Origin of the sequence: Spectribacter acetivorans, from assembly GCF_031846305.1 — a bacterium.
In the GTDB taxonomy this organism is placed as follows: domain Bacteria; phylum Pseudomonadota; class Gammaproteobacteria; order Nevskiales; family Salinisphaeraceae; genus Spectribacter; species Spectribacter acetivorans.
In genome coordinates this window covers 1-24,845 of the sequence record NZ_JAVRHY010000013.1, presented here as the reverse complement: position 1 = coordinate 24,845, position 24,845 = coordinate 1, and the positions used below count along the sequence as shown (strand labels likewise).

Sequence of the window (24,845 nt, the reverse complement as noted above, 5' to 3'; positions counted from 1 at the left end):
CGACTCTAACCCGCGCCGCACCACTGGCGCGAGCCGCTGTCCAAGCCCGTCACAATGTTACGATCACGCGCTTTCGACTGGCCGTTCGCCGCCCGGCACGGCACAACGAGGATTGATGATGATGCTGACCCTTTCGAGTGTGCGCAGCCCCTGGCTGCGCCTGGCCGGTGCCGGCGTGCTGATGCTGGTCCTGCCCCTTGCCCAGGCCGCAACCTATGAAGTCACCGTGCTCGACGACACGGTGGCCGCGGACGGCGACTGCACCCTGCGGGAGGCGCTGGACAACGCCAATGCCAATGCGGTCGATAACGAGGACTGCCCGGCTGACGGCACGCCGGGCGACGACATCATCACCTTCGCCAGCGGCCTGGCCGGCAACACGCTGGAACTGCCCACGATGGCGCTGGCAGTCAACGATGCTGGCGGCAACGCGCTGACCATCGACGGCGGCGATCCCGACATCGACAGCGATCAACCCCGGGTTCTCCTGGATGCCCTGGCCGAAAACGATGCCGATCACCGAGTGCTCGAACTGGACACGCCCCTGACCCTGCAGCGGGTCAATCTCGCCGGCGGCCGGGCAACCACTGCCAACGGCGGCAACATCATCGCCCGCGCTGCGCTGACTCTGGAAAGCGTGAATATCGTCAACGGGCTGGCCACGGGCACTGCCGCGGGTACCGGAGCCGGGGGCGCCGTCTATATCGATGTCGGCGGCAGCCTGAACGCCAGTGGCAGCAGCCTCAACAACAACACCGCCTATCGTGCCGGCGGCGCCATCGCCGACGGCTCCGGCGCACCCGGCAACGTGCAATTCTCGGGCGGTTTCATCACCCGTAACGTGGCCGGCGAGCGTGACGAGGATGGCGACAGCGAGGGCTTCGACCCCGCCGACGGCGGCGGCCTGCATCTGCCCAACGGTGGGGTGCTGCAGGAAGATGCCAACATCAATAACAACCTGGCCACCGGCAACGGTGGCGGTATCTGGCTGGGCGGCAGCGGCACGCTGACGATCACCGCGTCCAATCTGACCAGCCACGATGCCGAAGGCGAGGGTGGTGGCAATATCTACAACGATGGCGGCGCCATCGAAATCGTCGAAAGCACCATCACCGACGGCGACGCGTCCGGCGAGAACGGAGACGGCGGCGGCATCCTCAGCCGCGGCGGCAGCATCCAGATCAACGGCAGCATTCTCAATGCCAACTATGCGGCGCGTAACGGCGGCACGCTCGCCCTGTTCGACGGCGCGTCGTTCAGCGCCAGCCGCGTCGCCTTCGCCAACAACGGGCTGCAGCCCGATCCAGAAGACGGCAGCAATATCCGCACACTGCGTGGCGGCGGCATCTACGTGGATGGTGCCAGCACCGTGGCGCTGGACACCGTGTCCCTGCGCGGCAACGGCGCTGCCATCGCCGGCGGCGCCATCTGGAGCGACGGCGGCACCTTGACGGGCAGTCAGATCGACGTCACCAGCAATGGCGCGGCCGGCGCGGATGTCGGTCAGGGCGGCGCGGGTGTCTATCTGGCCAGCGGCAGTCTCGACTGGAGCAATTCCCGCCTGCGCAACAACGCGGCGGACGGGGAAAGCGGCTCCGGCGGCGCCCTGTTCAACGCCGGTGCCGACGTCACGCTGACCCGAACCGAACTGTTCCGCAACACCGCCGAACGGGCCGGCGCGGCGATCGAAATGACCGGCGGCAACCTGCAGCTAAATCAGGTCACCCTGGGCGGCGATGATGAAGCCGACGGCAACATGACCGGCAGCAACCCCGGCAACGGCGGCGGGCTGCATGTCAGCGGCGGCACCGCCCGCATCGACGACTCGGTGGTGGCCTTCAATTCAGCCAGCCAGGGCGGCGGCCTCTGGAACGGCGGCAACAGCACGCTGGTGGTGACCAACAGCACCATCTCGGGCAACCAAGCCACGGTCAGCGATGGCGGCGGCGTCTATCAGATCAGCGGCGGCAGCAGCCAGCTGCGTTTCAGCACGGTCGCGCAGAATCGCGCCGCCGGCGATGGTGGTGGTTTGGCCGTGGGCGCGACACCCACGCCGGACATCGCGCTGGCCAGCAGCCTGGTCACTGGCAACAGCGCCGATGGCGAGGGCAACGACTTCGTGGCCGATGCCGTCGAGGTCGACGCCAATACCGTCACCACGGGCGCGGATAGCCTCGACGACCTCCAGCTGTTCGGCGGCCCCACCACCACCCACCCGCTGCAGGCGGACTCTCCCGCCGTCGACGCCGGTGCCGACGCGCTGTGCAACGACCCGGCCGTCAACCTGCGCGACCAGCGCGATGCAGAGCGCATTACGCCCTGCGACAGCGGCGCCTTCGAACGCGCGGACGCCCCGCGTCTGACCGTCACCAACACCGCCCCCGAGGCGGTGAACGCCACCCTCGACAGCGACCTGCTGGTGCTGGCCTTCCGCCTGGAGAACACCGGCGACGACGATGTCACCCTGAGCGGATTCCGCGCGGACATGTTGCTCAACAGCGGGGTCGAGGCACTGATCGGGCTGCGACTGCGTGACCTGGATGCGCCGCTGGAATTCGAGATCGTCGTGGACGAGAACGGCAACGGCATCCTCGATGACAACGAAACGGACGTGGTTGGCACCGGTGACGGAACCGGCACCCAGTTCCAGTTCGACGGCGGCGCCGGGCGAGTATTCGACGCGGGCGAAAGCGAAAGCCTGCTGGTCGTGCTGCGCGCCCTGCCGGAGCCGGAAGAGCCGGTCGACGACCCGCTGGTGCAGAACTGGCAGGTCGATGCCCCGCTGATGGCCGGCGGCCTGCTGGCCGGCCTGCTGGTGATGGTCCGCCGTCGGCGCGGCCGCCACGGCTGGCTGATGCTGGCGGTGCTGGTGGCCGTGGGGCTGAGCGCCTGCAGCGAAGGCGACGAAATTCCGCCGCCGGACCCGATCTTCTTCGGCGATCCGGCGATTCAGGGTGATGTCCGTTTCCGGCTGTTGGAACTGGAAGCCGCCGGCAGCACCGACAGCGTGGTCGTCGGCCAGGGTCTGCCAGTGTTCGGGCCCGGCATCCTGATCAACCTGTAGATCCCATCCGGCCGTGGCAATCCGCTTGTCACGGCCGGCTTGACAGGTGATGTGAATCCCGGTTCACTTCTTGGGCAGTCCAAGCCGAACCACTGCCATCGCCTACCGAGAAACCAATCTCATCAGGTCGCGCCGGGCCAGCACTCGGGCCGCCATTCTGCAGGCCGCGCGGCAGCGAATTGCCGCGGGCGGTTATCAGGCGGCCCAGATGCAGATCGTGGCGGCCGATGCCGGCGTGGCCACCGGCACCATCTACCGGCATTTCCCGTCCAAGGCGGAGCTGTTCGCCACCGTGTTCCAGCGCGTGGCCGGGCAGGAAGTCGATGCCGTTGCGGCCGCCGCCGGTGGGCCTGATAGTGCCGCCATCCGCCTGCAGCGCGTCGCCGAGACCTTCATTCAGCGAGCGCTAGCGGCGCCGCGCCTGGCCTATGCCCTGCTCGCCGAGCCGGTCGACCCGCTGGTGGAGGCCGAACGGCTGGTGTTCCGGCGTACCTATGCGGCGATCCTGGCGGACCTGGTCGGTGACGGCATCCGGCAGGCGGCATTTCCGCCGCAATCGCCCGACCTCAGCGCCACCGCCCTGGTGGGCATGCTGGCGGAAACACTGGTCGGTCCGCTATCGCCACAGGCCGCCGACCCGCCGGCGTTACCGGTCAACGAATTCACCCAGCAGACCGTAGCACTGTGCCTGCGCGCGGTCTCGGCACGGAGCCACCCATGAGCCATCCCGATCCGATCGACCACGGCGCCGAATGGCCCGACATTACCCATCCCACCCACGACGTCACCAACCAGCCGCCCCCGCTGACCGGCGCCAACGCCTATACCGGCGACCAGGCCCTTGTGGACGCCCTGGCTCGCGAGGGCGGCGGCTGGGGCGACGAACAACTGCGCCGCTTCGGGGCCATCTGCGGTGAGGAGTTGCTGGACATCGGGTTCCAGGCCAACGAGAACCCGCCGAAGCTCCGGGCCTTCGATCGCTACGGCCACCGCATCGACGAAGTCGAGTTCCATCCCGCCTATCACCGCTCGATGCAACTGGCCCGGGAACACGGCCTGCACAGCCTGACCTGGACGGCCGACCGCGACGGCGCGCAGGTAGTCCGCTCGGCCCTGGCCTACCTGCACAACCAGTTCGAGTCCGGGACCATGTGCCCCATCACCATGACCCACGCCGCGGTCCCGGCGCTGAAGCATCAGCCGGATGTGGCCGAACAATGGCTGCCGGGCATTCTGGCACCGGATTACGACCCGAGCTGCCGCCCGTTCGAGCAAAAGACGGGGCTGACGATCGGCATGGGCATGACCGAGAAACAGGGTGGTTCCGACGTGCGCGCCAATACCACCCGCGCCACCCCGCTGGGCACACCGGGACCCGGCCGCGAATACGAGCTGGTGGGCCACAAATGGTTCTTCTCGGCGCCCATGTGCGACGGTTTTCTGGTGCTGGCCTACAGCGAGGGCGGGCTGTCCTGCTTCCTGCTGCCCAAGTGGCGTCCGGAAGGCGTCCGCAATGCCATCCACATCCAGCGGCTCAAGGACAAGCTGGGGGACCGCTCCAACGCCTCGTCCGAAGTCGAATTCCGCGGCGCCTTCGGCTGGATGATCGGGGCCGAGGGCCGGGGCGTGCCCACCATCATCGAGATGGTCGGCCAGACCCGGCTGGACTGTATGGTCGGCTCGGCCGGGCTGATGCGCCAGGCCACCGCCCAGGCGATTCACCACTGCGCCCATCGCGAAGCCTTCGGCCGCCCCCTGATCGAACAGCCGCTGATGACCAACGTGCTGGCCGATCTGGCGCTGGAATCGGAAGCCGCCCTGGCGCTGTCATTGCGGCTGGCGCGGGCATTCGGCGCCGCGGCCAACGGCGACGAGACGGAAAAGGCGTTCGCCCGCCTGGCCACCCCGGTAGGCAAATACTGGATCTGCAAGCGCACCCCCGCGCAGGTCAACGAGGCCCAGGAATGCCTGGGTGGCGCCGGCTACGTGGAAGAAACCATCATGCCGCGGCTGTTCCGGCAGTCGCCGCTCAATTCCATCTGGGAGGGCTCGGGCAATGTCCAGTGCCTGGACGTGCTGCGAGCGATGAGCCGGGATGCCGAATCGGTCGAGGCGGTGATCGCCGAACTTCGCGCCTCGCGCGGCCAGCATCCGGCATTCGACGCCCATCTCGCCCGCCTGCTGGCACAGTTCGAACGGCCCGCCGACCTCGAACCCCGAGCGCGGCGGTTCACCGAAGACCTGGCCCTGGGCCTGCAGGCCTCGCTCCTGATCCGCGCCGGCAACGAGCCGGTGGCAAAGGCCTTCTGTGCCGGCAGACTGGGCGAACAGAGCTATCTGGCCTACGGCACGCTGCCGGAAGGCCTCGATCAACGCGCCATCGTCGAACGGGCACGGCCCGCCTGACCCTCCACCGGAAGCCACCATGCAATACGAGACACTCGACACCACCGTCCGCGACGGCGTGGCCGTCATCACCCTGAACCGGCCCGACCAGCTCAACGCCCTCAATCAGGCCATGCTGCGGGAACTGCCCCGGGCACTGGATGCCGCCGAGGCCGACGACAACGCCCGGGCGGTGCTGCTGCGCGCCAACGGCCGCGCCTTCTCCAGCGGCGCCGACCTCAAGGAAGGCGTGGGCAGCGGCATGACCCGCGGCGACTTCAAGCTGGGCGACCCGCTACGGGTGCACTACAACCCGCTGATCGAGAAGCTGCGCGGGCTGGACATGCCGGTGGTGTCGGCGGTACAGGGCCTCGCGGCCGGCGCCGGCTGCAGCCTGGCGCTGGCAGTGGACATGGTGGTAGCCGGCCGGGCCGGCGCTTTCCAGATGATCTTCAGCAGCATCGGCCTGGTACCGGATGCCGGGGCCACTTATCTGCTGCCGCGGCTGGCCGGAAGGGCCAAGGCCCTGGGTGCCATGCTCACCGGCGAGGTGATCGACGCCGAACGCGCCGAGCGCTGGGGCCTGATCTGGCAGGTGGTGGACGACGCCGAGCTGGAGGACACCTCGATGTCGCTGGCGGCGTCACTGGCGGCCCGCCCCACGCAGGCACTGGCCTGGACGCGGCAACTGGTCGACGCCGGCGCGGGGGACAGCCTCGCCGGCCAGATGGCCGGCGAAGCCGATTACCAGGATGCCTGCCAGCACACCGAGGACTTCGCCGAGGCCATCAGCGCTTTCATGGAAAAGCGGCCGCCGACCTTTCGCGGCCGCTGACGGCTAGTCGGCGTAGAGCGCCTCGATCTGGTCGGCGTACTTGTCGTAGACCACCCGGCGCTTGAGCTTCATGGTCGGCGTCAGTTCGCCCCCGTCGATGGTGAAATCCTCCGCCAGCAGCCGGTAGTGCTTGATTGTCTGCACCCGCGCCAGACGCGCGTTGACCGCGGCCAGCTGCTGGTCGAACCAGGCCCGGAAGCGATCACACTCGGCGGCTTCGGCGGCAGTCTTTGCCGGGCTGCCGGCCGCAGCCGCGGCTTCCGGCAGGGATTCCTCGTCCAGCGTGATCAGGGCGGACAGGTACTTGCGGCGATCGCCGATCACGCAGCACTGGCTGACCACGCCGATGGTCTTGAGCTCGCCCTCGACATGGGCCGGGGAGATGTTCTCGCCGCCGGCGGTAATGATCAGCTCCTTCTTGCGATCGGTGATGTGCACGAAACCGTCGTCGTCGATGTGGCCGACATCGCCGGTGTGCAGCCAGCCGTCCGCATCCAGGGTGTCGCGGGTGGCTTCCTCGTTATCGAGATAGCCCATGAACACACTGGGACCGCGCATCAGGATCTCGCCGTCATCGGCGATGCGGATTTCGGTTTCCGGATAGGGCTTGCCGATGGCTCCGCGCTTCACCTCGCCGGGCACGTTGAGCGTGCCGGCCCCGGTGGTTTCGCTCTGACCCCAGACCTCGTAGAGCATCAGATCCAGGCCGGCGAAGAAGTCCAGGGTCTCGCGCGAGATCGGCGCCGCGCCGGTACCCCGGAAGCGGGTGCGATCCAGACCGAGTCGCTGCTTGACCTTGCTGAATACCAGCTTCTCGGCCAGCGGATACAGCAGCGGCCGACTGCCGCCGTTCTCCTCCGCCGCCGCGGCCTTCAGGCCCACCGATTTCGCCCAGGCCACGATCTTCTTCTGCACCGGCGAGGCCTCGGCCCCGGCCGCCTGCATGCGATGCTGAATCTTCTCCCACACGCGGGGCACGGCAAAGAAGGTCTGCGGGCGCACGGCGGCGAGCGTGGCGCCGAGTTCCTCCAGGCTGGGGGCGAACCAGATGGTGCCGCCAAAGGTGATCGGACCGTGGATGGAAAACATCTGTTCGGCGATGTGCGACAGCGGCAGGTAGCTGATCTGATCGTCGCCGGCACGGGCGTCGACCTTGCGGGCCACGGTACTGGCGGTCCAGATCAGGTTGTGATGCGACAGCTGCACGGCCTTGGGATTGCCGGTGGTGCCCGAGGTGTAGATCAGGGTGGCGGCGTCATCCCGAGTCTGGGCGGCAATGCGGGCCTCCAGGTCCTCGGCGTTGTCGGTCTGATCGCCCAGCGCCAGCAGCTCCTCCCAGGCATGGACATCCTCGGCCGGGTCGGACCCGTCCATCATCACGATGGCCTTGAGCTCGGGCAGCTGGTCGCGAACCCTCTGGAACTTGGCCAGATGCTCGGCGTTTTCCACCACCACGACCTGGGCCTTGCAATGACCGGCCACGTAGGCGCACAGCTCCGCGCTGGAGGTGGTGTAGATGCCTGCCGGCATCCCGCCGGCAGCGATCGCGGCCAGATCGGCAATCAGCCACTCGGCCCGGTTGAAGCCGATGATGGACACCGCCCGACCGCGTTCCAGCCCGAGTGCCATGAAACCGCGCGCAGCCAGCATTACGTCGCGCTCGTACTCGCGCCAGGTCATGGTCTGCCAGCCATCGCCCTGCGGACTCTTGAGCGCCGCCGTATCCGCCCGCGTGCGCGCAGTCTGGCGGAAAATCTGGATCACGTTCTCGCTCATGCGGCGCTTCCCCTCTTGTGGTAATTGACCGTTCGTTCAGCGGCCGTTGATGGTAGCAAACGATCCGGGGTTTGGACCGCTGCCGCTCACCGGGCTAGTCTTCGGCTTCGGCTTCCCTGATCCTTCGACCTGCCATGTTCCCTCGCCTGTTCGCTCTCGGCCTGATTGCCATGACCGCCACCGCCCAAGCCGACATTCGCACCGATACCCTGTCCTACGACATCGACGGCACCGAACATCGCGGCTATGTCGCGTATGACGACAGCCTCGAGGGGCCGCGTCCCGGGGTACTCGTCATCCACGAGTGGTGGGGCCTGAACGACTACGCCAGGAAGCGGGCACGCGATCTGGCGGCAATGGGCTATGTGGCCTTCGCCGCCGACATGTACGGCGGCGGCCGTACCACCGAGGACCCGGCCGAGGCGGGTGAATGGTCCAAGGCTGCCGGCCCGGAACTACGCGGGCTGGCCGCGGCGGGACTGGAGCAACTGGCGGGACATGATCGCGTCGATGCCGACCGGCTGGCGGCCATCGGCTTCTGCTTCGGCGGCACCAGCGTGCTGCAGCTGGCCTACAGCGGCGCCGACCTGGGCGGCGTGGTGAGCTTCCACGGCAGTCTGCCGGTACCCGGGGACGGCGATGCCATCGACGCCGCCATTCTCGTCCAGCACGGCGCGGCCGACTCGCTGGTGCCCGCAGCGAACGCCTACGCCTGGCAGCGGGCAATGGCCGAACGTGGCGGCGTGGACTGGCATTTCGTCGCCCATGGCGGCGCGAAACACGCCTTCACCAACCCGGCTGCCGACGCGCTGGGCATGGACGGGGTTGGCTACGATGCCACGGCCGCCCAGCGGTCCTGGGCCCACATGCAGCGTTTCTTCGACGAGCTGTTCGCGCGCTAGGGGGCTGTTTTTTTTCAGCAACCCCTAGTCGAACGAACCGCCGCGACCGGCGCCGCCGGCGAAGCGGGACGCCCCGGCGGCGGCCTGCTCGATCGAGGCCAGGCCGTGCTCGAACTCGTTGGCCAGGGCCGAATCCGCCGGCAGCGACCACTGCTCGAGGGCGGACAGCCGGTCGTGGCGCAGGCAGTCCTGCGGAAACGATGCTAGCTGGCGGGCCAGTTCCAGCGCCGCCGCCTCGGCAGTGCCGGGCGCCACGCAGCGGTTGACCAGTCCCCAGTCCAGGGCTTCGCGAGCATCCACGGGCCGGCCGGTGAGAATCATGTCCATGGCCCGGCTGGCGCCTATCAGGCGCGGCAGGCGCACGGTGCCGCCATCGATCAGCGGCACCCCCCAGCGCCGGCAGAACACGCCGAACACCGCGTCTTCCGCCGCCACGCGCAGATCGCACCAGCAGGCCAGCTCCAGCCCGCCGGCCACGGCGTGGCCCTCCACCGCGGCGATCACCGGCTTGGACAGCGCCATCCGGGACGGCCCCATCGGCCCGTCGCCGTCCGGCGCCACCCGGTTACGCCGTTGCCCCGACGCCACCGCCTTGAGGTCGGCACCAGCGCAGAAGTGCCCGCCGCTGCCGGTCAGAACGGCCACCGACAGGTCCGGATCGTTCTCGAACTGCTCGAACGCCGCTGACAGGGCCTCGGCGGTGGGCTGGTCGACCGCATTGCGGGCTGCCGGCCGGTTGAGGGTGACGATCAGCGTGGCGCCGTCGCGCCGGGTCACGACAGGGGTATCACTCACGGGTCGGCCCGGCTGAAGCTGCGGAACGCCACCTCGTCGTTGGCGAACATCACCGCGATGCTGCGGTCGCCGTCCACCCAGCGCAGTGTGGCCCCGCTGAAACTGCCGAGGCCGAGCGAGGATTGCTCGTCGGGTTCGCCCAGCAGCTCGATCACGGCCGACCGGCTCATGCCCTCTTCAATGCGGTCGAAGTTGTCGCGGTTGATGCTGCCGTCGCAGGCTGCCAGCGACAGCATGAGCGCCACCGCTGCAAACCACCGGCTGACGTTACGCCACACGTTGCCAGATGCCATTGTCGTCCCGTTGCATGACCCTTTTTTCATTCGCGAGTTTGTCCAGATGGGCCTGAATCTGCCAGCCGGCCACCGTTCGCAGCGGCTCGGCGAGCGTCGGATAGACCACGGCGGTCAGCGCCATAACATCCGCGGGCCGAGCCTCGAGCGCCGCCAGAATATCGGCCTCGCGCTGCAGCCGGTGTGCGATGATCCCGGCCAGACGCTGATCGGGATCGTCGAGCAGCCCGCCATGGGCCGGGGCCAGCCGCTGCAGTTGCTCCCGACGAAGGGCCTGCAGCGATGCCAGATAGGCCGCCATGTCCCCGTCCGGCGGCGCGATCACCACGGTCACCCCCTCCATCACGTGGTCACCGGCGAACAGCAGACCCTGATTCTCCAGCAGGAAGCAGACATGGTCGGCGCTGTGGCCGGGGGTGTGCAGGCAGCGCAAGGTCAGCCCGTCGCCTTCGATGCGCTGGCCGTCCGCCAGATGATAATCGGGCGCGAAGCCGCGCTCGCGGATACCGGTCAGCGGCGCCGGATGCGCGTACACCCCAACCCTCAGCCGCCGGGCCAGTGACCGGGCCCCGGCGGTATGGTCGGGATGATTGTGGGTCACGAGAATCCAGCGGGCGCGCCCGGCGGCGGCCTCGGCGATGGCCTCAAGATGCCCGGCATCGTCCGGCCCCGGGTCGATGACCGCCACATCGCGCTCGCCCACCAAGTAGGTGTTGGTGCCGGGCCCGGTCATCGGCCCGCCGTTGGGGGCGGTGATGCGCCGGACCCCGGAAGCCACCGGCACCGCAACACCCGGCTCGAACTCGTCAGTCATGCCGGCCGGTGCTCAGCAGCACGCGAAACCCGTCGCCATCCCGCTCCAGCGTCGGCGACACCGCGGGCACGTCCTGGATCTCACGCAGCACCGACATCACGCCGGCCACGTCGGGATACTCGGCCAGAAAGCGCAGCTGCAACACGGTGGGCGGCATCATCGGCAGCTCGCCGCGCTCGTGCAGAGCCAGCGCCTCGGCGGCCTGCAGCCAGCGACCGGCCACGGTTTCCTGACCATCATGCACCGCGGCCTGACCCGCCGGCGCCGGACAGGCGAAGAAACGGGTGGAAAAACGCCGCGGCTCGCCCGGCGGCGTGATCCAGTGGTTGTAGTACACGATGCGGTCCAACGGCAGACGCAGGCCGCGCTGGTGGCAGATGTCGCGCAGGGTGGTCTGTCCGGCGTTGAGGGCTGCCCGCTCGGCACTCAGATCGATGTCCGGCGGCAACGGCCGGCCCTGGTCGTCGGTGGCCAGCAATACCCCGGCCTCCTCGAAGCATTCGCGGATGGCCGCAATCCAGAAGGCGGCGCCGCCGGCGACGATACCGAGCTGCGCACTGGCACCGGCATCGTCGAGGCCGTCGCAGCAGGCAAGCATATCCGTCGCGGCATCGGCCCGATCCACGGCGCCGCCGGGAAACACATGCGCCCCGGGACCGAACACGGTCCGGCGGTTGCGGCGCAGCATGAAGGTCTCGGGGCCACCGGGACCATCCCGGAGAATCACGACGGTGGCGGCGTCGCGGATGGCGACCTGTTCCTCGGGCGATGTCATCAAGCTAGATCGTTTGGATTATCAGGACGCCGAACAGGCAATGAGGGCGTCTTGAAAACGCCCGCCGCGGTCCCTATTCAGCAGATGTCGAGCCAAGGCTCATTCTTCAAGAGTACAGGAGGTAGTCATGACCATGATGCGCTACGAACCTTGGAGCCTGTTCTCCCAGCTCCAGAATGATATCAACCGGCTGTTCGACGAATCGGGCCAGCCGGCCGAATCCAGCAGTGCCACGGCGGACTGGGTGCCGGCGGTGGATATCCACGAGTATCCGGAACGATTCGTCCTCTACGCCGACGTGCCGGGCGTCGCCCCGGAGGCAATCGACATCACGCTGGAAAACGGCGTGCTCTCCCTCAGCGGTGATCGCGAACAGATCGTGCCCGACGCCAGCGACGGTGATGTGCGCCGACGCGTGGAACGCGCCCGTGGCCGGTTCCACCGCCGATTCACCCTGCCGGATACGGTCGACGCCGACGCGGTCGAGGCCCGCGGCAGTCACGGGGTACTCGAGATCACGATTCCCAAGCGCGCCGCCACGCAGCCGCGCAAGATCACGGTCCAGCACTGATCGGCCGACCGTTAGACCATGTACGTCAACGCCGCCCCCCTCGGGCGGCGTTTCTCTTTTGCCTGCCACTCGCCGCTCCCCATGCACGACCTGACCGACAGCCGGCCGATTCGCGTGTTCGTCTACGGCACTCTGCGCCGCGGCGAATCCAACGCCGGGTACCTGCGCAACGCGACCTATCTCGGCCGGGCGGTGACCCCGCCCCGTTATCACCTGTTCGACACCGGCCCGTTTCCGGCCGCCGCGGCCCGCGGGCGCCATGCGCTGGTCGGTGAGGTTTATGCGGTGGACCGCGCGACGCTGCGAACACTGGATCGTCTCGAGGACGTACCACGCAGCTACAACCGCTGGCAAATCGACACGCCCTTCGGTGGGGCCTGGCTGTATCTCTGGGTGGCCGCGATCGATCCGCGATGGCCGCGCCTGGCCGGGGACTGGTGCAAGCGCCGGCGCTTGCCGGGACGCGGATCGGCCCGTCGACGCTGATCGTGTTCCCGTCTTCCAACCCGTCGACGTTCCGGGGCATGATGCGGCGCTGACACTCACGGCCCCCAGGCCTCGTTTGCCCGCTTGCGCATGACCCGATCGGCCACGCCACCCGCCAGCCCTGTCCGCGATCTCTACGACCTGGTCACTGGTGACGAGGACGCGCGGGTCTGTCGCGATATTTCCGACGACGCGTGCCGGGAGCAGCCGGCCAATTTCTTCGTCCACCTGCCGGCGCTGTTCGCCAACAAGGCCGGCGACCTGCTGGCCAGCCCGAAACTCACCCTGCCCTGGCTGCTGGGATCGCTCGGCGCTCCGCCCTGGATGCTGGGCTGGCTGGTACCGCTGCGCGAGGCGCTGGCGCTGCTGCCGCAACTGGCGGTGGCCGGATGGATGCGCCGGGTGTCGGTACGCAAGTGGTTCTGGGTGGCCGGTGCCGCGACCCAGGGTCTGGCCGCGGCGGGCATGGCCTGGACAGCGTGGTCGCTGGAGGGCGTCGCCGCCGGGGCCACGCTGCTGGCGCTGCTCGCCCTGCTGTCGCTGGGCCGGGGCGTGGCATCCGTGGCCTACAAGGACGTGCTCGGCAAGACCATTGCCAAGACCCGGCGGGGAACATTATCCGGTTACGCCGCCAGTGGTGCGGGCGGGTTCGCCCTGCTGCTGTCGGCGCTGGTACTGCTGTGGCCCGGACTGTCGGACGCCCCGGCCATGCTCGCGGGTCTGCTGGCGATGGCCGGCCTGCTCTGGCTGATCGCCGCGGCGGTGTTTGCCGGCCTGCGCGAAGTGCCCGGCGCCACCAGCGGCGGCGGCAACGCCCTGACTGAGGCCTGGGCCAATCTGCGCCTGGTACGGGATCACCCGGCGTTCGCCCGCTTCATCCTGGTTCGGGGCCTGCTCGTTTCCACCGCCCTGGGAGCACCCTTTTACGTGGACCTGGCGCGCCAGGGCGGCGGCACATTGACCAGCTTCGCGGTATTCCTGGCGGTCAGCGGACTGGCGGACCTGCTCGGCGCGCCCTGGTGGGGACGGGCCTCGGACCGCTCGGCCCGCCGGGTGATGATCGCCACCGGTCTGCTGGCCGCGCTGGTGCATCTGGCAGTGGCCGCCATGGGACTGTTCCATACACCCACGTTGCTGCTGGCAGCTGCGTTCTTCGCGCTGATGTGGCTGCATGCCGGCGTCCGGCTGGCGCGCAAGACCTATCTGGTGGATCTGGCCGATGCCGAGCACCGGGCTGCCTACACCGCCGTCAGCAACACGCTGATCGGCGTACTCTTGCTGGTCGGCGGCGGACTGGCGTCGCTGGCGGCATTGCTGGGCACGCCCGCGGCGTTGACGCTGCTGGCCCTGCTTGCCATCGCCGGCAGCCTGCTGGCCATTCGATTACCGGAGGTGCAATGAACAACACGACACGGGCCGCGCTGGCGGCCATCCTGATAAGCACCGGCGTCGGGGCAAGCCCGAACGACTGGCCCCTGCACGGCGGCGACCACGCCAACACGCGGTTCGCGACCCTGTCGCAGATCAATCGGGACAACGTGGACGACCTGGAACTGGTCTGGCAGCACGACAACGGTCGCAAGGCCAGCTTCCAGGCCACGCCCATCGTGCACGGCGACCGGATGTACCTGTCCACGCCCTACAACGACGTGGTCGCCCTCGACGCGACCAGCGGTGAGCAACTCTGGCGCTATCGCCACGAAACCACCACCGACAAGTTCTGCTGCGGGCCCTCCAGCCGCGGGGTGGCGGTGGCCGGAAACCGGGTATTCCTGGGCACCATCGATGCGCGGCTGATCGCGCTGGATGCCGATACCGGCGAGGTGATCTGGGACGTCCAGCCGAGCAATACCCGGCCGGACGCCGCCGAGGCGGTGGCCGCCATCACCGGCAACCCCCATTTCAAGGGCGGCAAGGTGGTCGGCGCGACCGGGCTGTCATTCAACATGGCGCCGCAGGTGGTCGACGGCAAGGTGTTCGTGGGCACCAGCGGCGCGGGCTACGGCCTGCATGTCGAAACCGACGAGCAGGGAAAGCAACAGTTGTCGGTGATCGGCATTGCCGGCGGTGACAAGGGCCTGCGCGGCTTCCTCGCGGCCTTCGACGCCGATACCGGCAAGGAGCTCTGGCGCTGGCACACCGTCAATAAGACCGACTGGGCAGGCGACTTCGCCACCACCACGCCCGGCGGCACGCCTCTGAAACGCGACATCGACGCCGAGCGCGCCGCCATGGCCGACCACGGCGGCGCCTGGCGCGTGGGCGGCGGGTCGATCTGGCAGGCCCCGGCGGTCGACCGGGAACTGGGGCTGCTGTACGTGGGTACCGGCAATCCGTCGCCACAGATCGACGGCCAGTCCCGGCCCGGCGACAACCGTCACACCTCCAGCATCGTGGCCCTGGACATCGACACCGGCGAACTGGCCTGGGCGTTTCAGCAGGTGCCCCACGACCAATGGGGCTACGAGGCCGCCAGCCCGCCCGTACTGTTCGACGCCGAAATCGACGGCAAGCCGCGCAAACTGCTGGCGCAGGCCGGCAAGACCGGCTGGCTGTATCTGCTGGACCGGACCAGCGGCGAACTGGTGAAACGTTCCGAACCGTTCGTGCCCCAGGAGAACCTGTTTGCGCCGCCCACCGAGGACGGCACCCGCGTCACGCCGGCGATCCTGGGCGGTGCCAGCTGGTCCCCCGCGGCCCGGCATCCGGCACGGGGGCTGATCTACGTGCAGGGCATTCACAAACCGGCGACCTATTTCATCAAACCGCTGGAAGCAGGCCCCGACAGCCCCTGGGAAAGCTACGGCTACTTCCGCTTCACCGACGAGCCGGACTGGGGCAACGTCAGCGCCATCGACCCGGTCACCGGCAAGCTGATCTGGCAACGGCGCTTCGATCAGCCCATGGTCGGCGGCCTGCTGGCGACCGCCGGTGACCTCGTATTCACCGGCGAGGGTAATGGCGCGTTCCATGCGCTGGATGCGGAAACCGGGACCCCCCTTTGGACCCACCAGGCCGAGTACGGCGTCAACGCGCCGGCCGTCACCTATCGCATCGACGGGCGCCAGTATCTGGCGGTCGCGGCAGGCGGCAACGGGCTTTTCGGCTTCCCTACCGGGGATCGGCTGCTGGTGTTCGCCCTGCCCGACTAGGACGCTGCCAGCCCCGGACTGGACAAATGCCGGTATGCGCGGTTTCCTAGGGGCAGGTTACCGTGCTGCCCGGGAGGGTTACCGTGATTGCCAGACCTGATCAATGGGATGTACTGATTCGCGGCGCGCTGGTGTTCGATGGCCAGGGCGCATTACCGCAGGTTGAGGACATCGCCATCGCTGGCGGCCGCATCGCCGCGCGCGGGCCGGACCTGCCCGGCAGCGCGGCCGCGGACGTGATCGAGGCCGAGGGCCTGTGGCTGATGCCAGGCCTGCTCGACATCCACACCCATTTCGACCTCGAGGTAGAACTGGCCCCGGGGCTGCCGGAGGCCATCCGCCATGGCACCACCACGGCCCTGGTGGCCAACTGCAGCCTGGGCATGGCTTTCGGCAACCAGCGCAAGGCCGGCCAGGATCCGCTGGTGGACTGTTTCGCCCGGGTGGAAAACATCCCCAAGCACGTGCTACAGAAGGTGGGAGACCAGATCACCTGGAACGAGTCCGGCGGCTATCTGGATCATTTCGACCAGCTGGCCCTGGGCCCGAACATCGCGCCGATGATTCCGCACTCGATGCTGCGCATCGAGGTGATGGGCCTGCAGGAGAGCGTGTCACGGCCGCCGACCGATGCCGAGATCGAGGCCATGGCCCGCCTGCTGGAAAAGGGCATGGACGAGGGCTATCTCGGCTTCTCCACCGACGACCTGCCCTTCCATTATCTCGCCAACGACCCGCACCGGCGGGTGCGTATTCCCACCCAGTTCGCCACCTATACCGAGCTCAAGCGGCTGACCGGCATCCTGCGCGAACGCGGCCGGGTGTGGCAGGCCACGCCCAACAAGGACAGCCGGCCGTCGATCATCCGCAAGTTCCTGCTCACCAGTGGGCGCCTGTTCGGCAAGCCGCTCAAGCTGACCGCGGTAGCCGCGCTGGACGTGACCACCAATCGCTCCATCGGCCGAATGGGGCTGGTGCTGTCGAAGCTGCTCAATTCGCGTTTCCTCAACGGCCGCTTCCGGCTGCAGGCGCTGTCCGCCCCGTTCACCGTGTGGGCCGACGGGCCGATCACCCCGCTGTCCGAGGAAATTCCGGAACTGCGCGAGCTCAACGAACCGGACCTGGAAGACCGGGCGGCCCGCCGGCGCATCCTCGACGACCCGGACTTCGTGGCCCGCTTCCGCGCCATGTGGCGCAAGGGCAAGTCCGGCTTCAACCTGGCCAACCTCAAACGCAAGCTGCGGCTGGAAGACGAAGTCCTCAGCCGCCGGCTCGACGATATGTGCCTGGACGCCGGCGGCGCGCCGGAATGGGTCGGCGAATCCATGCAGGTGGTCTTCGAGCGGCTGCGGCGATGGCAGGCCGGCGAAACGGGCGCGGCGCGCTCGACCGGGGAACAGGCTGCATTCGCCGCGATGCCGAACCCGGTGGGCGACGACTGCGATTTCTTCATCTACCTGCTGCGCACCTTCGACACCGATCTGCGCTGGCACGTCACGGTGGCCAACCGCGATCCGGCGATGCTCAAGAAGCTGCTGTTCCACCCGCTGATCCTGCCCGGCTTCAACGACTCCGGCGCCCATCTGACCAACATGGCCTTCTACGACGGCAACCTGCGAACCCTCAAGCTCGCCGACGAGGACGGCCCGGCGCAGGTGGCCACCCAGGTGCGGCGGCTGACGCGGGAGCCGGCCGAGTTCCTCGGTCTGACCGCCGGCACCCTCGACGTTGGCGCGCAGGCGGATATCACCGTGATCGACCCTCAGGCTCTGCGAGCCTGGGACCCGGGCACTACCGTGCAGCATGTCTGGCGAGACGAATTCGACCACCACCAGATGGTCAACCGTGTGCCGGACGTGGTGCGGCATGTGATGGTCAACGGCCGGTTCGCCTGGCGCGACGGTGGTTTCACGTTGGCGTTGGGGCACGACTGTCTGGGTCGGGCGCTGCGGCAGCGTGACCATCCCCGCGAACAACGTACCGTCACCGCAGCCGCATGATTCTCACGGGTTCGGCGTTTCCGGGATGATCCGGGGAATGCGACGCCGGTAGGCTGTCGCCCGGCGGGTATCGGCCATGGCTGGCACTCGCTCCACCCAGTACAACGGAGGCGCGCCGCGGATGGCCACCCAGCAGACCGCCCACCAGGAACTTCACGGCACCCGTCTGACGGCGCGTGCGGTTTACCAGGCCATTAGGCGCGACGGCGAAGATGAGCTGCAGCGCCCGTTCGGCTCGCTGTGGTGGTCCGGCCTGGCCGCCGGCATCGTGATATCCGCCTCGGTATTCGCCAAGGGTCTGCTGCATCTGGAACTACCGGACACGGCCTGGCGCTCGCTGCTGGAGAACTTCGGCTACTGCGTGGGCTTTCTGATCGTGGTGCTCGGCCGCATGCAGCTGTTCACGGAGAACACCATCACGGTAGTGCTGCCGCTGATGGCCGAGCGCACAAGCCGTGTCTTTTACTACACCCTGCGGCTGTGGCTGGTGGTATTCGCCGCCAACCTGGCGGGCACGCTGATTGCCGTGCTGTTCGCACATTTTGGCTTTGCAACTCCGGAACAGCTGGACTCCTTCCGCGCAGTGTCGCGGCCGCTGATGGAGAAAAGCTGGATCGAGATGCTTGTTCACGGCATCCCCGCAGGCTTTTTTGTGGCGGCCATGGTGTGGATGCTGCCCAACAGCCGCAGCTTTGAAATCTGGGTGGTGGTGCTGATGACCTATCTGATCGTGCTCGGCGACTTCGCCCACGTGGTGGTGGGCTCGGCGGAGGCCTGGCTGTTACTGCTGGCCGGCGAGATCGGCGCGCTCAAGGCCCTTTGGGGTTTCCTGGTGCCCGCGTTCATCGGCAACGTGATCGGCGGTACCGCGCTGTTCTCGTTGCTGGCCTATGCCCAGGTCCGGCAGGAAATCGAGTAATCGCGCCAAGCGCCTGTCACCCCGCCGGGGCCGTGCCCCAGTAATTGTAGGCCAGCGGTTTCGGGCCGGGAATGTAGCCCTGCTGAAGATCGTCAGGCGTGAACCCGCCCTCGGCGAGCAGCGCCGGGATGTCGCGGCCGATGCGGCAGTCACCGGCAATCCTGCGCCAGGCGGGCGTCAGCCGCTCCTGCCAGCGGGCCACACCGGGATCGGGGGATTTGCCATGCTCGCAGAAGATCAGCTGGCCACCCGGCTTGAGCACCCGTTTCATCTCCCGCAGGGCGGCCACCGGGTCGGGAATGCTGCACAGCGTGTAGGTGAGCACCACGGTATCGAAACGGGCATCCTCGCCAGGAATGGTTTCCGCGGACAGGGGCATCAGCTCCACGTCCAGCGAGGTGCCGGCCAGCCGCTTCCTGGCCTTGCGATGCATGTCGGTGGCCGGGTCCAGACCCCAGATCTTTTCCACCTTCGCGGGGTCGTAATGCGCCAGGTTCAGGCCGGTGCCGATGCCCACTTCAAGAATCTGGCCGCGGGCCAGCGGCAGGATTTTCTCCCGCTGCTTGCGGATCGGCTTCATCCCGCAGGCGAAATCCAGCAGCAGCGGCAGACAGTAGCGATCGTAGAATCCCATCGGTCGGTCCTGACGTACTATTCCGGGCAAGCATTATGACCGCAGCACGGTCTACTGAGCGAACCCACGGCAGGTAACACGATGATGCGATGGATAGCGATGACGCTGACCCTGACGGCAGCCGTCACCATGCTGCCGGCCTGCGCCGAATCGACTTCCGGCAACGAGACCGAAGCGGCGGCGGCCGCGACCGATGACACCAACGAGGCCGCGGCCAGTGGTGATCTGGCGACGGCGGTGTTCGCCGGCGGCTGCTTCTGGTGCGTGGAGCAGGCTTTCGATGAGGTGGAAGGCGTGGTCGAGACCACGTCGGGGTATACCGGCGGCGACGTGGAGAATCCCTCCTACGAGCAGGTGACCTACAACGACACCGGTCATCTGGAGGCGGTTCAGGTCCGCTACGATCCGTCCGTCGTTACCTACGAGACGCTGCTGGAATCGTTCTGGCACAACGTCGACCCCACGGACGATCGCGGGCAGTTCTGCGACAAGGGGCACTCGTACCTGAGTGCGATATTCGTGGTCGATGACGAGCAGCGCCGGCTGGCCGAAGCCTCGCGCCAGGCCCTGAAGGACGACGCTGATGCCCCCTCGCCCATTGTCACCCCGATCCGCGAGGCCCGGACCTTCTACGCCGCCGAGGATTATCACCAGAACTATTACGAGAAGAAGCCGGTCCGTTACAACTTCTACAAGAACGCGTGTGGCCGCACCGCCCGGCTGGAGGAGCTCTGGGGCGACGCCGCCGGCAAGCCCTGATCGCTGGTTGCCCAATGGCCCGGCGCGTATCATGAAGCCCCGACATCGGGGGTATTCATGTTCAGACGATTCACGCCGGACGCACGACCCGGCCGCGCCGGGGGGGTGTCGCAGGCGCTGACCAACGGCTACGACCGGCTGTTCCGGCCAGAGCGGCTGATCAAGGCGGATCAGACACCCTACGAGGTGCTGCTCGAGGCGGGCCTGCTCAAGCTGCGTCACTATCCGCCGCTGACCAGCCGCACCATTCGGGTGGGGGACGACCGCATCCCGGTGGCCCGGCGCCGTCATCGCACCCCGGTCGTACTGGTGCCGCCGCTGGCGGCCAGCACCCTGATCTTCGACCTGCTGCCCGAACGCAGTCTGGTGCGCTACCTGCTTGCCCGGGGGTTCGATGTCTATCTGCTCGATTTCGGCGAACCGGGGCGCGAACATTCCCATCTGGGCGTGCGCGAATACACCATGGAGATGATGCCGGCAGCGCTGGCCGAAGTTCGGCGCCATTCCGGCGAAACCGACCTGACTCTGTTCGGCTACTGCATGGGCGGGCTGTTTTCGCTGATCTACGCCGGCGTGTCGGGCGATGCGCATATCCGCAATATCGTCACCGTGGCCAGTCCCATCGACATGCACGATTCCACCCTGGCCGCGCGGGTCCTGATGCTGCTGAACCTGCCCACCTACGTGGTCCGGCGCTACACCGGTTTCCGGCTCCACGACATGGATCCTGGCTATCTCCAGGTCCCCGGCTGGGCCAATTCCCTATTGTTCAAGATGACCGCCCCGGTGGGCAGCCTGATGACCTACTGGGATCTGCTGGTGCACCTGGCCGATCGCCAGTACGTGGAGGTTCACACCACCACCAGCCGCTGGTTCGACCACATGCTCGATTACCCCGGCGGCATCGTGCAGGATTTTTTCGTCAAGGTAGGGCTGGACAACGCCCTGGCCACCGGCCGCATCACGCTGGGCGACTCGGAAGCGAAGTTCGAGCACATCCACTGCGCGCTGCTGGCAATCGCCGGCGACAACGACACGCTGGTGGGCGAGGCCAGCGCCCGTGCCGTCATGGACGTAGTCATGTCCGCGGACAAGACCTTTGCCATGGCGCCGGGCGGCCATGCGGGCGTATTCGCCGGCGGCAAGGCGCCCGCCAATACCTGGCGCATGGCCGCGGAATGGCTGGCCGAGCGTTCGGATTAGGCCCGGCGCGCCCACCAGGCCGCGAGCACCGAGCCCGACAGGTTGTGCCAAACCGAGAACAGCGCCCCCGGCATGGCCGCCGCGGCACTGAAGTACTGAGTGGCCAGTGCCACCGCCAGCCCGGAATTCTGCATGCCGACTTCGATGGCCACGGTTCGAGCCCGCACGGGATCGCCCCAGATCACGATGGCCGCGCCATAACCCAGCGCGAGACCGACGCCGTTGTGCAGTACCACCGCCAGCACGACTGCCGGACCCATGCTGGCGAGTGATTCACGATTGAGCGCCACGATGATGCCGATCACCAGCACGATGCCCACGGTGGAAACCACCGGCAGCCAAGGCTTGAGTCCGGCCAGACGGGCACCAGCCAGCACGTTCAGCGCCATGCCCGCACATACCGGCAGGATCACGATCCGCGTGATGCTGAGCATCATGTCGAACACCGGCACCGGTACGCCGCGCCCGGCGTACAGCCAGGTGAGTAGCGGCGTGGCCACCACGGCGACCAGCGTCGATACGGCCGTCATGGAAATGGACAAGGCCACGTCACCGCGGGCCAGATGGCAGATCACATTGGAGGCGGTGCCACCCGATACGGCACCCACCAGGATCAGCCCCACTGCCACCTGATCGGGCAACGCCATGACGGTGGCAATCAACCAGGCCACCAGCGGCATGGCCAGGTACTGGAGTGCCACCCCCAGGCCGATGGCGCCGGGCCGTGCAAACGCATGGCCGAAGTCCCGCGGGGTCAGGGTGGCGCCCATGCCGAACATGATCAGCATGAGCAACGGCACGATGAGGTCCCGGCCCGGCACGAACACGCCCGGCCAGACGAACGCCGTCAGCGCAGCGAGCAGCGCGAACAGCGGCAGCCCCCGCGTCAACGCGACTGCCAGTGTCATGGCCGGCGAATACCGTAGCCGGCCAGCAATTCTGCGGTCTCGGCCAGTGGCAGCCCCATCACCCCGGAATAGCTGCCGGCCAGGTGCCTGACAAAGACCGCGCCCAGCCCCTGAATGGCATAGGCGCCGGCCTTGTCGACGGGTTCACCTGACGCCCAGTAGGCTTCGGCGCGAACCGGATCGATGTGGTCCATGGTGACGCGGCTGACACTCAGGACGTGATCGCTTGCCGGCCCGGCGAGCGCCACGCCGGTCAGCACCGCGTGCTCCCGACCGCTCAGCAGCGCCAGCATGTGCAACGCATCCTCACGGTCCGCGGGCTTGCCGAGAATGCGGCCATCGATTATCACCGAGGTATCGGCACCCAGCACGGGCAGCGTCGGACGTACGCGGCGACCGGCCTCGGCCTTCGCCAGCGCCAGCCGGATCACGTAGTCCTCCGGCCGTTCACCGGGTAACGGCCGCTCGTCCACCGCGATCGGGATGGTCGCGTGAGCGATTCCGATCTGGTCCAGCAGAGCCGACCGACGCGGCGATTGCGAGGCGAGGCCGATCAGCTGATCGGCGGCGTCATGATTATTCATGGCAGGTCTCGGGCGTTGGATTCTGCAAGTCGGTCAGTGCGTCATCGCCAGTGGCCGAACCCGCGCCGCGAGCAACTGCCGGTCAACGGCATGTGCAAAGGCGTCGGCGAACCGCTCACCCTCACCCACCGCCTGGCGCCAGTCACGGATGCGCGCGTCATCGTGGCCGGCGTAGCGGCGGAAGTCATGCCGGTCCGGCACCCGCCCGTGCGGCAGGCGCGCCAGCAAGCCGGGGCCCGGCCCTACCAGCAGCAGTCGGCGAGTGAAGCGCGGATTGCGCTGTACCCATTTATCGAACCAGCCGGGCGTGACCCTGCCCGCGAAATGCGGCATGAGTACGACGCCGTCGTCGATCAACGGCTGATCGATGTGATAGTCGACAATGCCGCCATCACGATAACAACCACGCGGTGCCCCGGCCGGATCGCGAACACCGGCCATCAGCATCGGAATACTGCCACTGGCGTAGATGGCGTCGGCCATGTTGTCGCGGCTCAGCGTAACCCGCCTCGTTGCAATCCCGTCCGCGGCGACCTGTATCCGGGACCCCGGCGACTGGAACAGGACTCGCTCGAACAGGGATCCCAGCCACGGCCGGTGGATGAGGTTGAGTGTCGCCGCCGCAACGCCGGCCATCCCCAACGGAAGCCGGCCTTCGGTCGCGGCCGGCCCTCGACTGCGGGCCGTGATCGCGGTCAGGCGCAAGCGGGGATGCTCGAGTACACCCTTCAGGACCGTTTCGTCGAGACAGCCGTCCAGGATTCCGCGCGTGGTCTGCGTGATCTCGTCGCGCGACGGGGCTGCGGAATAGCACTGCTCGATGTAGGCGGATTCCAGCTGGGTAATACAGCCCGCCGGATGGTTCAGGCTGCAGGCCATCGCGAAACGCCAGGCACCGATGGACGAGCCGACCAGTTCGACCGTCGGCCCGGCGCCGTGCAACCAATCCCCGAACAGCCAACGATCCAGACTGCCCAGAATCAGCCATTTCGGTCCGCCGGCGGCGCCGGTCACCGCCCGAACCGCCGTGGGTGTCAGGCCGTGCCGCTCGATGTACTGCCGCGCGACGGGCCCGGCGCGAATATCCAGCAGCGCATCATTCACGACCGCGCCCGCGTATCCGTCTGCGGCCTGTCGCGAAATCCCGTACCGTCGAGTTCATCTGGATATTATGGCCGAATCAACGCCCCGAAACCGAACGCGGCGCTATCGGTCCGGCTTCATCACAACGGGTTTTTCCATGATCTTCCATGACACGTTCAGCCGTTATCGACGCATGATCGCGGCGGTTTTCATTATCGGGATCAGTGCAGGTCCGGCCATCGCCGAGGCGCCTGCTTCCTCCAGCAGTCTGCAGGGTACGTTTCTCGTGGCCGCCCCCGGCTCCCAGGGCCCCTTTCAGCAAACCGCGGTGCTGGTGATCGGTCACGATGACGACGGCGCCGCCGGGGTCGTGGTCAACCGGGCCACCGACAGAACACTGGCGGATATCCTGGCGGACCCACCTAGCAATAAGACGGCGGACTACAACATTTTCTCGGGGGGCCCCCTACGCCCGCGCGCGTTGAGTGTGTTACAGCGAACCGAGCCGGATGCCGATGTATCCGGCATGCGGACGGTAACCCCGGCCATGTCCTACAGCATCAATTCCGAAAGCATCGATGCCGTACTGGAACAGGCGCCAGCGGCAAACCAGGTCCGTTTCTTTGCCGGCTATACGGCCTGGGACGCCGATCAGCTGGAGCGGGAGATCAGCTCCGGCGCGTGGCTGATTACGACCGCCGAGGCAGCGGATATCTTTGAAACCGAGCCGGACACGCTCTGGGCTCGATTGATGGAGCGGATTACCGGACGCAGCGGGCCGGCGATGCAGGAAGAAGGCGGCGACCTGTGAGCCACCAACCCGTGTATAGCGCAGACCCGGCCTTTTATTGATAAGGAACCCGATGTGGCCGGGATATACGCCCAAGCGGCGGATTAAAGCCCTCCC

Annotated in this window: 23 protein-coding genes; 14 read left to right on the top strand and 9 right to left on the bottom strand. The window is 67.6% G+C overall.

Annotated elements, in window-relative coordinates:
- Positions 1-118: 118 nt before the first annotated feature.
- The 4 genes from RM531_RS12610 to RM531_RS12595 all read left to right on the top strand — a co-directional run bounded on the left by RM531_RS12610 (position 119) and on the right by RM531_RS12595 (position 6,284).
- Complete coding sequence (locus RM531_RS12610) at positions 119-3,064, top strand: choice-of-anchor Q domain-containing protein (RefSeq protein ID WP_311659711.1); 2,946 nt, start codon at positions 119-121, stop codon at positions 3,062-3,064.
- Positions 3,065-3,134: 70 nt separating this feature from the next.
- Entirely contained in the window at positions 3,135-3,785 is a 651-nt protein-coding gene (locus RM531_RS12605) for a TetR/AcrR family transcriptional regulator (RefSeq protein ID WP_311659709.1), read from the top strand.
- Complete coding sequence (locus RM531_RS12600; RefSeq protein WP_311659707.1) at positions 3,782-5,470, top strand: isovaleryl-CoA dehydrogenase; 1,689 nt, start codon at positions 3,782-3,784, stop codon at positions 5,468-5,470. Before RM531_RS12605 ends, RM531_RS12600 begins: the two co-directional genes overlap by 4 nt.
- Before the next feature lie 19 nt (positions 5,471-5,489).
- Complete coding sequence (locus RM531_RS12595) at positions 5,490-6,284, top strand: enoyl-CoA hydratase-related protein (protein ID WP_311659705.1); 795 nt, start codon at positions 5,490-5,492, stop codon at positions 6,282-6,284.
- 3 nt (positions 6,285-6,287) lie between these two features.
- On the opposite strand, the gene RM531_RS12590 is transcribed toward RM531_RS12595, so the two are convergent.
- Positions 6,288-8,060 carry an AMP-dependent synthetase/ligase gene (locus RM531_RS12590; RefSeq protein WP_311659702.1) on the bottom strand — a complete coding sequence of 591 codons (1,773 nt, stop codon included), beginning with the start codon at positions 8,058-8,060 and terminating at the stop codon, positions 6,288-6,290.
- A 134-nt stretch (positions 8,061-8,194) separates the two neighbouring features.
- Here RM531_RS12590 and RM531_RS12585 point away from each other — a divergent pair, with 134 nt between their 5' ends.
- Positions 8,195-8,962, top strand: a complete 768-nt coding sequence (locus RM531_RS12585; protein ID WP_311659699.1) for a dienelactone hydrolase family protein — start codon at positions 8,195-8,197, stop codon at positions 8,960-8,962.
- A gap of 24 nt (positions 8,963-8,986) precedes the next feature.
- On the opposite strand, the gene RM531_RS12580 is transcribed toward RM531_RS12585, so the two are convergent.
- From RM531_RS12580 to RM531_RS12565, 4 genes are read right to left on the bottom strand one after another with little or no spacing between them, the layout of a single operon-like run.
- Positions 8,987-9,757: a crotonase/enoyl-CoA hydratase family protein gene (locus RM531_RS12580; protein WP_311659697.1), complete on the bottom strand. Its 771-nt coding sequence runs from the start codon at positions 9,755-9,757 to the stop codon at positions 8,987-8,989.
- Positions 9,754-10,050: a hypothetical protein gene (locus tag RM531_RS12575; RefSeq protein WP_311659695.1), complete on the bottom strand. Its 297-nt coding sequence runs from the start codon at positions 10,048-10,050 to the stop codon at positions 9,754-9,756. The genes RM531_RS12580 and RM531_RS12575 overlap by 4 nt, the downstream gene beginning before the upstream one ends.
- The gene (locus tag RM531_RS12570) at positions 10,025-10,864 is read right to left on the bottom strand and encodes an MBL fold metallo-hydrolase (protein WP_311659692.1); all 840 of its coding nucleotides are present in this window, start codon (positions 10,862-10,864) and stop codon (positions 10,025-10,027) included. Before RM531_RS12570 ends, RM531_RS12575 begins: the two co-directional genes overlap by 26 nt.
- A complete protein-coding gene (locus tag RM531_RS12565; protein ID WP_311659691.1) occupies positions 10,857-11,639 on the bottom strand; it encodes an NUDIX hydrolase in 783 nt (260 codons plus the stop codon). The genes RM531_RS12570 and RM531_RS12565 overlap by 8 nt, the downstream gene beginning before the upstream one ends.
- 127 nt (positions 11,640-11,766) lie before the next feature.
- Here RM531_RS12565 and RM531_RS12560 point away from each other — a divergent pair, with 127 nt between their 5' ends.
- The 6 genes from RM531_RS12560 (at position 11,767) to RM531_RS12535 (ending at position 18,767) form a co-directional block, all read left to right on the top strand.
- Positions 11,767-12,210, top strand: a complete 444-nt coding sequence (locus tag RM531_RS12560; RefSeq protein WP_311659690.1) for an Hsp20/alpha crystallin family protein — start codon at positions 11,767-11,769, stop codon at positions 12,208-12,210.
- Between the two features lie 81 nt (positions 12,211-12,291).
- Positions 12,292-12,696 carry a gamma-glutamylcyclotransferase family protein gene (locus tag RM531_RS12555; RefSeq protein ID WP_311659689.1) on the top strand — a complete coding sequence of 135 codons (405 nt, stop codon included), beginning with the start codon at positions 12,292-12,294 and terminating at the stop codon, positions 12,694-12,696.
- A gap of 90 nt (positions 12,697-12,786) precedes the next feature.
- Positions 12,787-14,097, top strand: coding sequence for an MFS transporter (locus RM531_RS12550; RefSeq protein WP_311659688.1), 1,311 nt, complete (start codon positions 12,787-12,789; stop codon positions 14,095-14,097).
- Positions 14,094-15,848 carry a pyrroloquinoline quinone-dependent dehydrogenase gene (locus tag RM531_RS12545; RefSeq protein ID WP_311659687.1) on the top strand — a complete coding sequence of 585 codons (1,755 nt, stop codon included), beginning with the start codon at positions 14,094-14,096 and terminating at the stop codon, positions 15,846-15,848. The genes RM531_RS12550 and RM531_RS12545 overlap by 4 nt, the downstream gene beginning before the upstream one ends.
- An 83-nt stretch (positions 15,849-15,931) precedes the next feature.
- On the top strand, positions 15,932-17,848 hold the full coding sequence (locus RM531_RS12540; RefSeq protein ID WP_311659686.1) for an N-acyl-D-amino-acid deacylase family protein: 1,917 nt from the start codon (positions 15,932-15,934) through the stop codon (positions 17,846-17,848).
- 76 nt (positions 17,849-17,924) lie between these two features.
- Positions 17,925-18,767 carry a formate/nitrite transporter family protein gene (locus RM531_RS12535; RefSeq protein ID WP_311659685.1) on the top strand — a complete coding sequence of 281 codons (843 nt, stop codon included), beginning with the start codon at positions 17,925-17,927 and terminating at the stop codon, positions 18,765-18,767.
- Positions 18,768-18,783: 16 nt separating this feature from the next.
- Here the strand turns inward: RM531_RS12535 and RM531_RS12530 are convergent, their stop codons facing one another.
- On the bottom strand, positions 18,784-19,401 hold the full coding sequence (locus RM531_RS12530) for a class I SAM-dependent methyltransferase (RefSeq protein WP_311659684.1): 618 nt from the start codon (positions 19,399-19,401) through the stop codon (positions 18,784-18,786).
- Between the two features lie 81 nt (positions 19,402-19,482).
- Between RM531_RS12530 and msrA the strand changes: the two genes are divergently transcribed.
- Together msrA and RM531_RS12520 are read left to right on the top strand one after the other, a co-directional pair.
- Positions 19,483-20,160 carry a peptide-methionine (S)-S-oxide reductase MsrA gene (gene msrA, locus RM531_RS12525; RefSeq protein ID WP_311659683.1) on the top strand — a complete coding sequence of 226 codons (678 nt, stop codon included), beginning with the start codon at positions 19,483-19,485 and terminating at the stop codon, positions 20,158-20,160.
- A 57-nt stretch (positions 20,161-20,217) separates the two neighbouring features.
- On the top strand, positions 20,218-21,363 hold the full coding sequence (locus RM531_RS12520) for an alpha/beta fold hydrolase (protein ID WP_311659682.1): 1,146 nt from the start codon (positions 20,218-20,220) through the stop codon (positions 21,361-21,363).
- On the opposite strand, the gene RM531_RS12515 is transcribed toward RM531_RS12520, so the two are convergent.
- Genes RM531_RS12515 through RM531_RS12505 form a run of 3 tightly spaced genes read right to left on the bottom strand, consistent with a single transcriptional unit; the run spans position 21,360 to position 23,959 of the window.
- On the bottom strand, positions 21,360-22,271 hold the full coding sequence (locus tag RM531_RS12515) for a bile acid:sodium symporter family protein (protein WP_311659681.1): 912 nt from the start codon (positions 22,269-22,271) through the stop codon (positions 21,360-21,362). The genes RM531_RS12520 and RM531_RS12515 overlap by 4 nt on opposite strands.
- The gene (locus RM531_RS12510; RefSeq protein WP_311659680.1) at positions 22,268-22,855 is read right to left on the bottom strand and encodes a Maf family protein; all 588 of its coding nucleotides are present in this window, start codon (positions 22,853-22,855) and stop codon (positions 22,268-22,270) included. The genes RM531_RS12515 and RM531_RS12510 overlap by 4 nt, the downstream gene beginning before the upstream one ends.
- Positions 22,856-22,888: 33 nt before the next feature.
- Positions 22,889-23,959 carry a patatin-like phospholipase domain-containing protein gene (locus tag RM531_RS12505; protein WP_311659679.1) on the bottom strand — a complete coding sequence of 357 codons (1,071 nt, stop codon included), beginning with the start codon at positions 23,957-23,959 and terminating at the stop codon, positions 22,889-22,891.
- Between the two features lie 136 nt (positions 23,960-24,095).
- Here RM531_RS12505 and RM531_RS12500 point away from each other — a divergent pair, with 136 nt between their 5' ends.
- Positions 24,096-24,749: a YqgE/AlgH family protein gene (locus RM531_RS12500; protein ID WP_311659678.1), complete on the top strand. Its 654-nt coding sequence runs from the start codon at positions 24,096-24,098 to the stop codon at positions 24,747-24,749.
- The last annotated feature ends 96 nt before the right edge of the window (positions 24,750-24,845 follow it).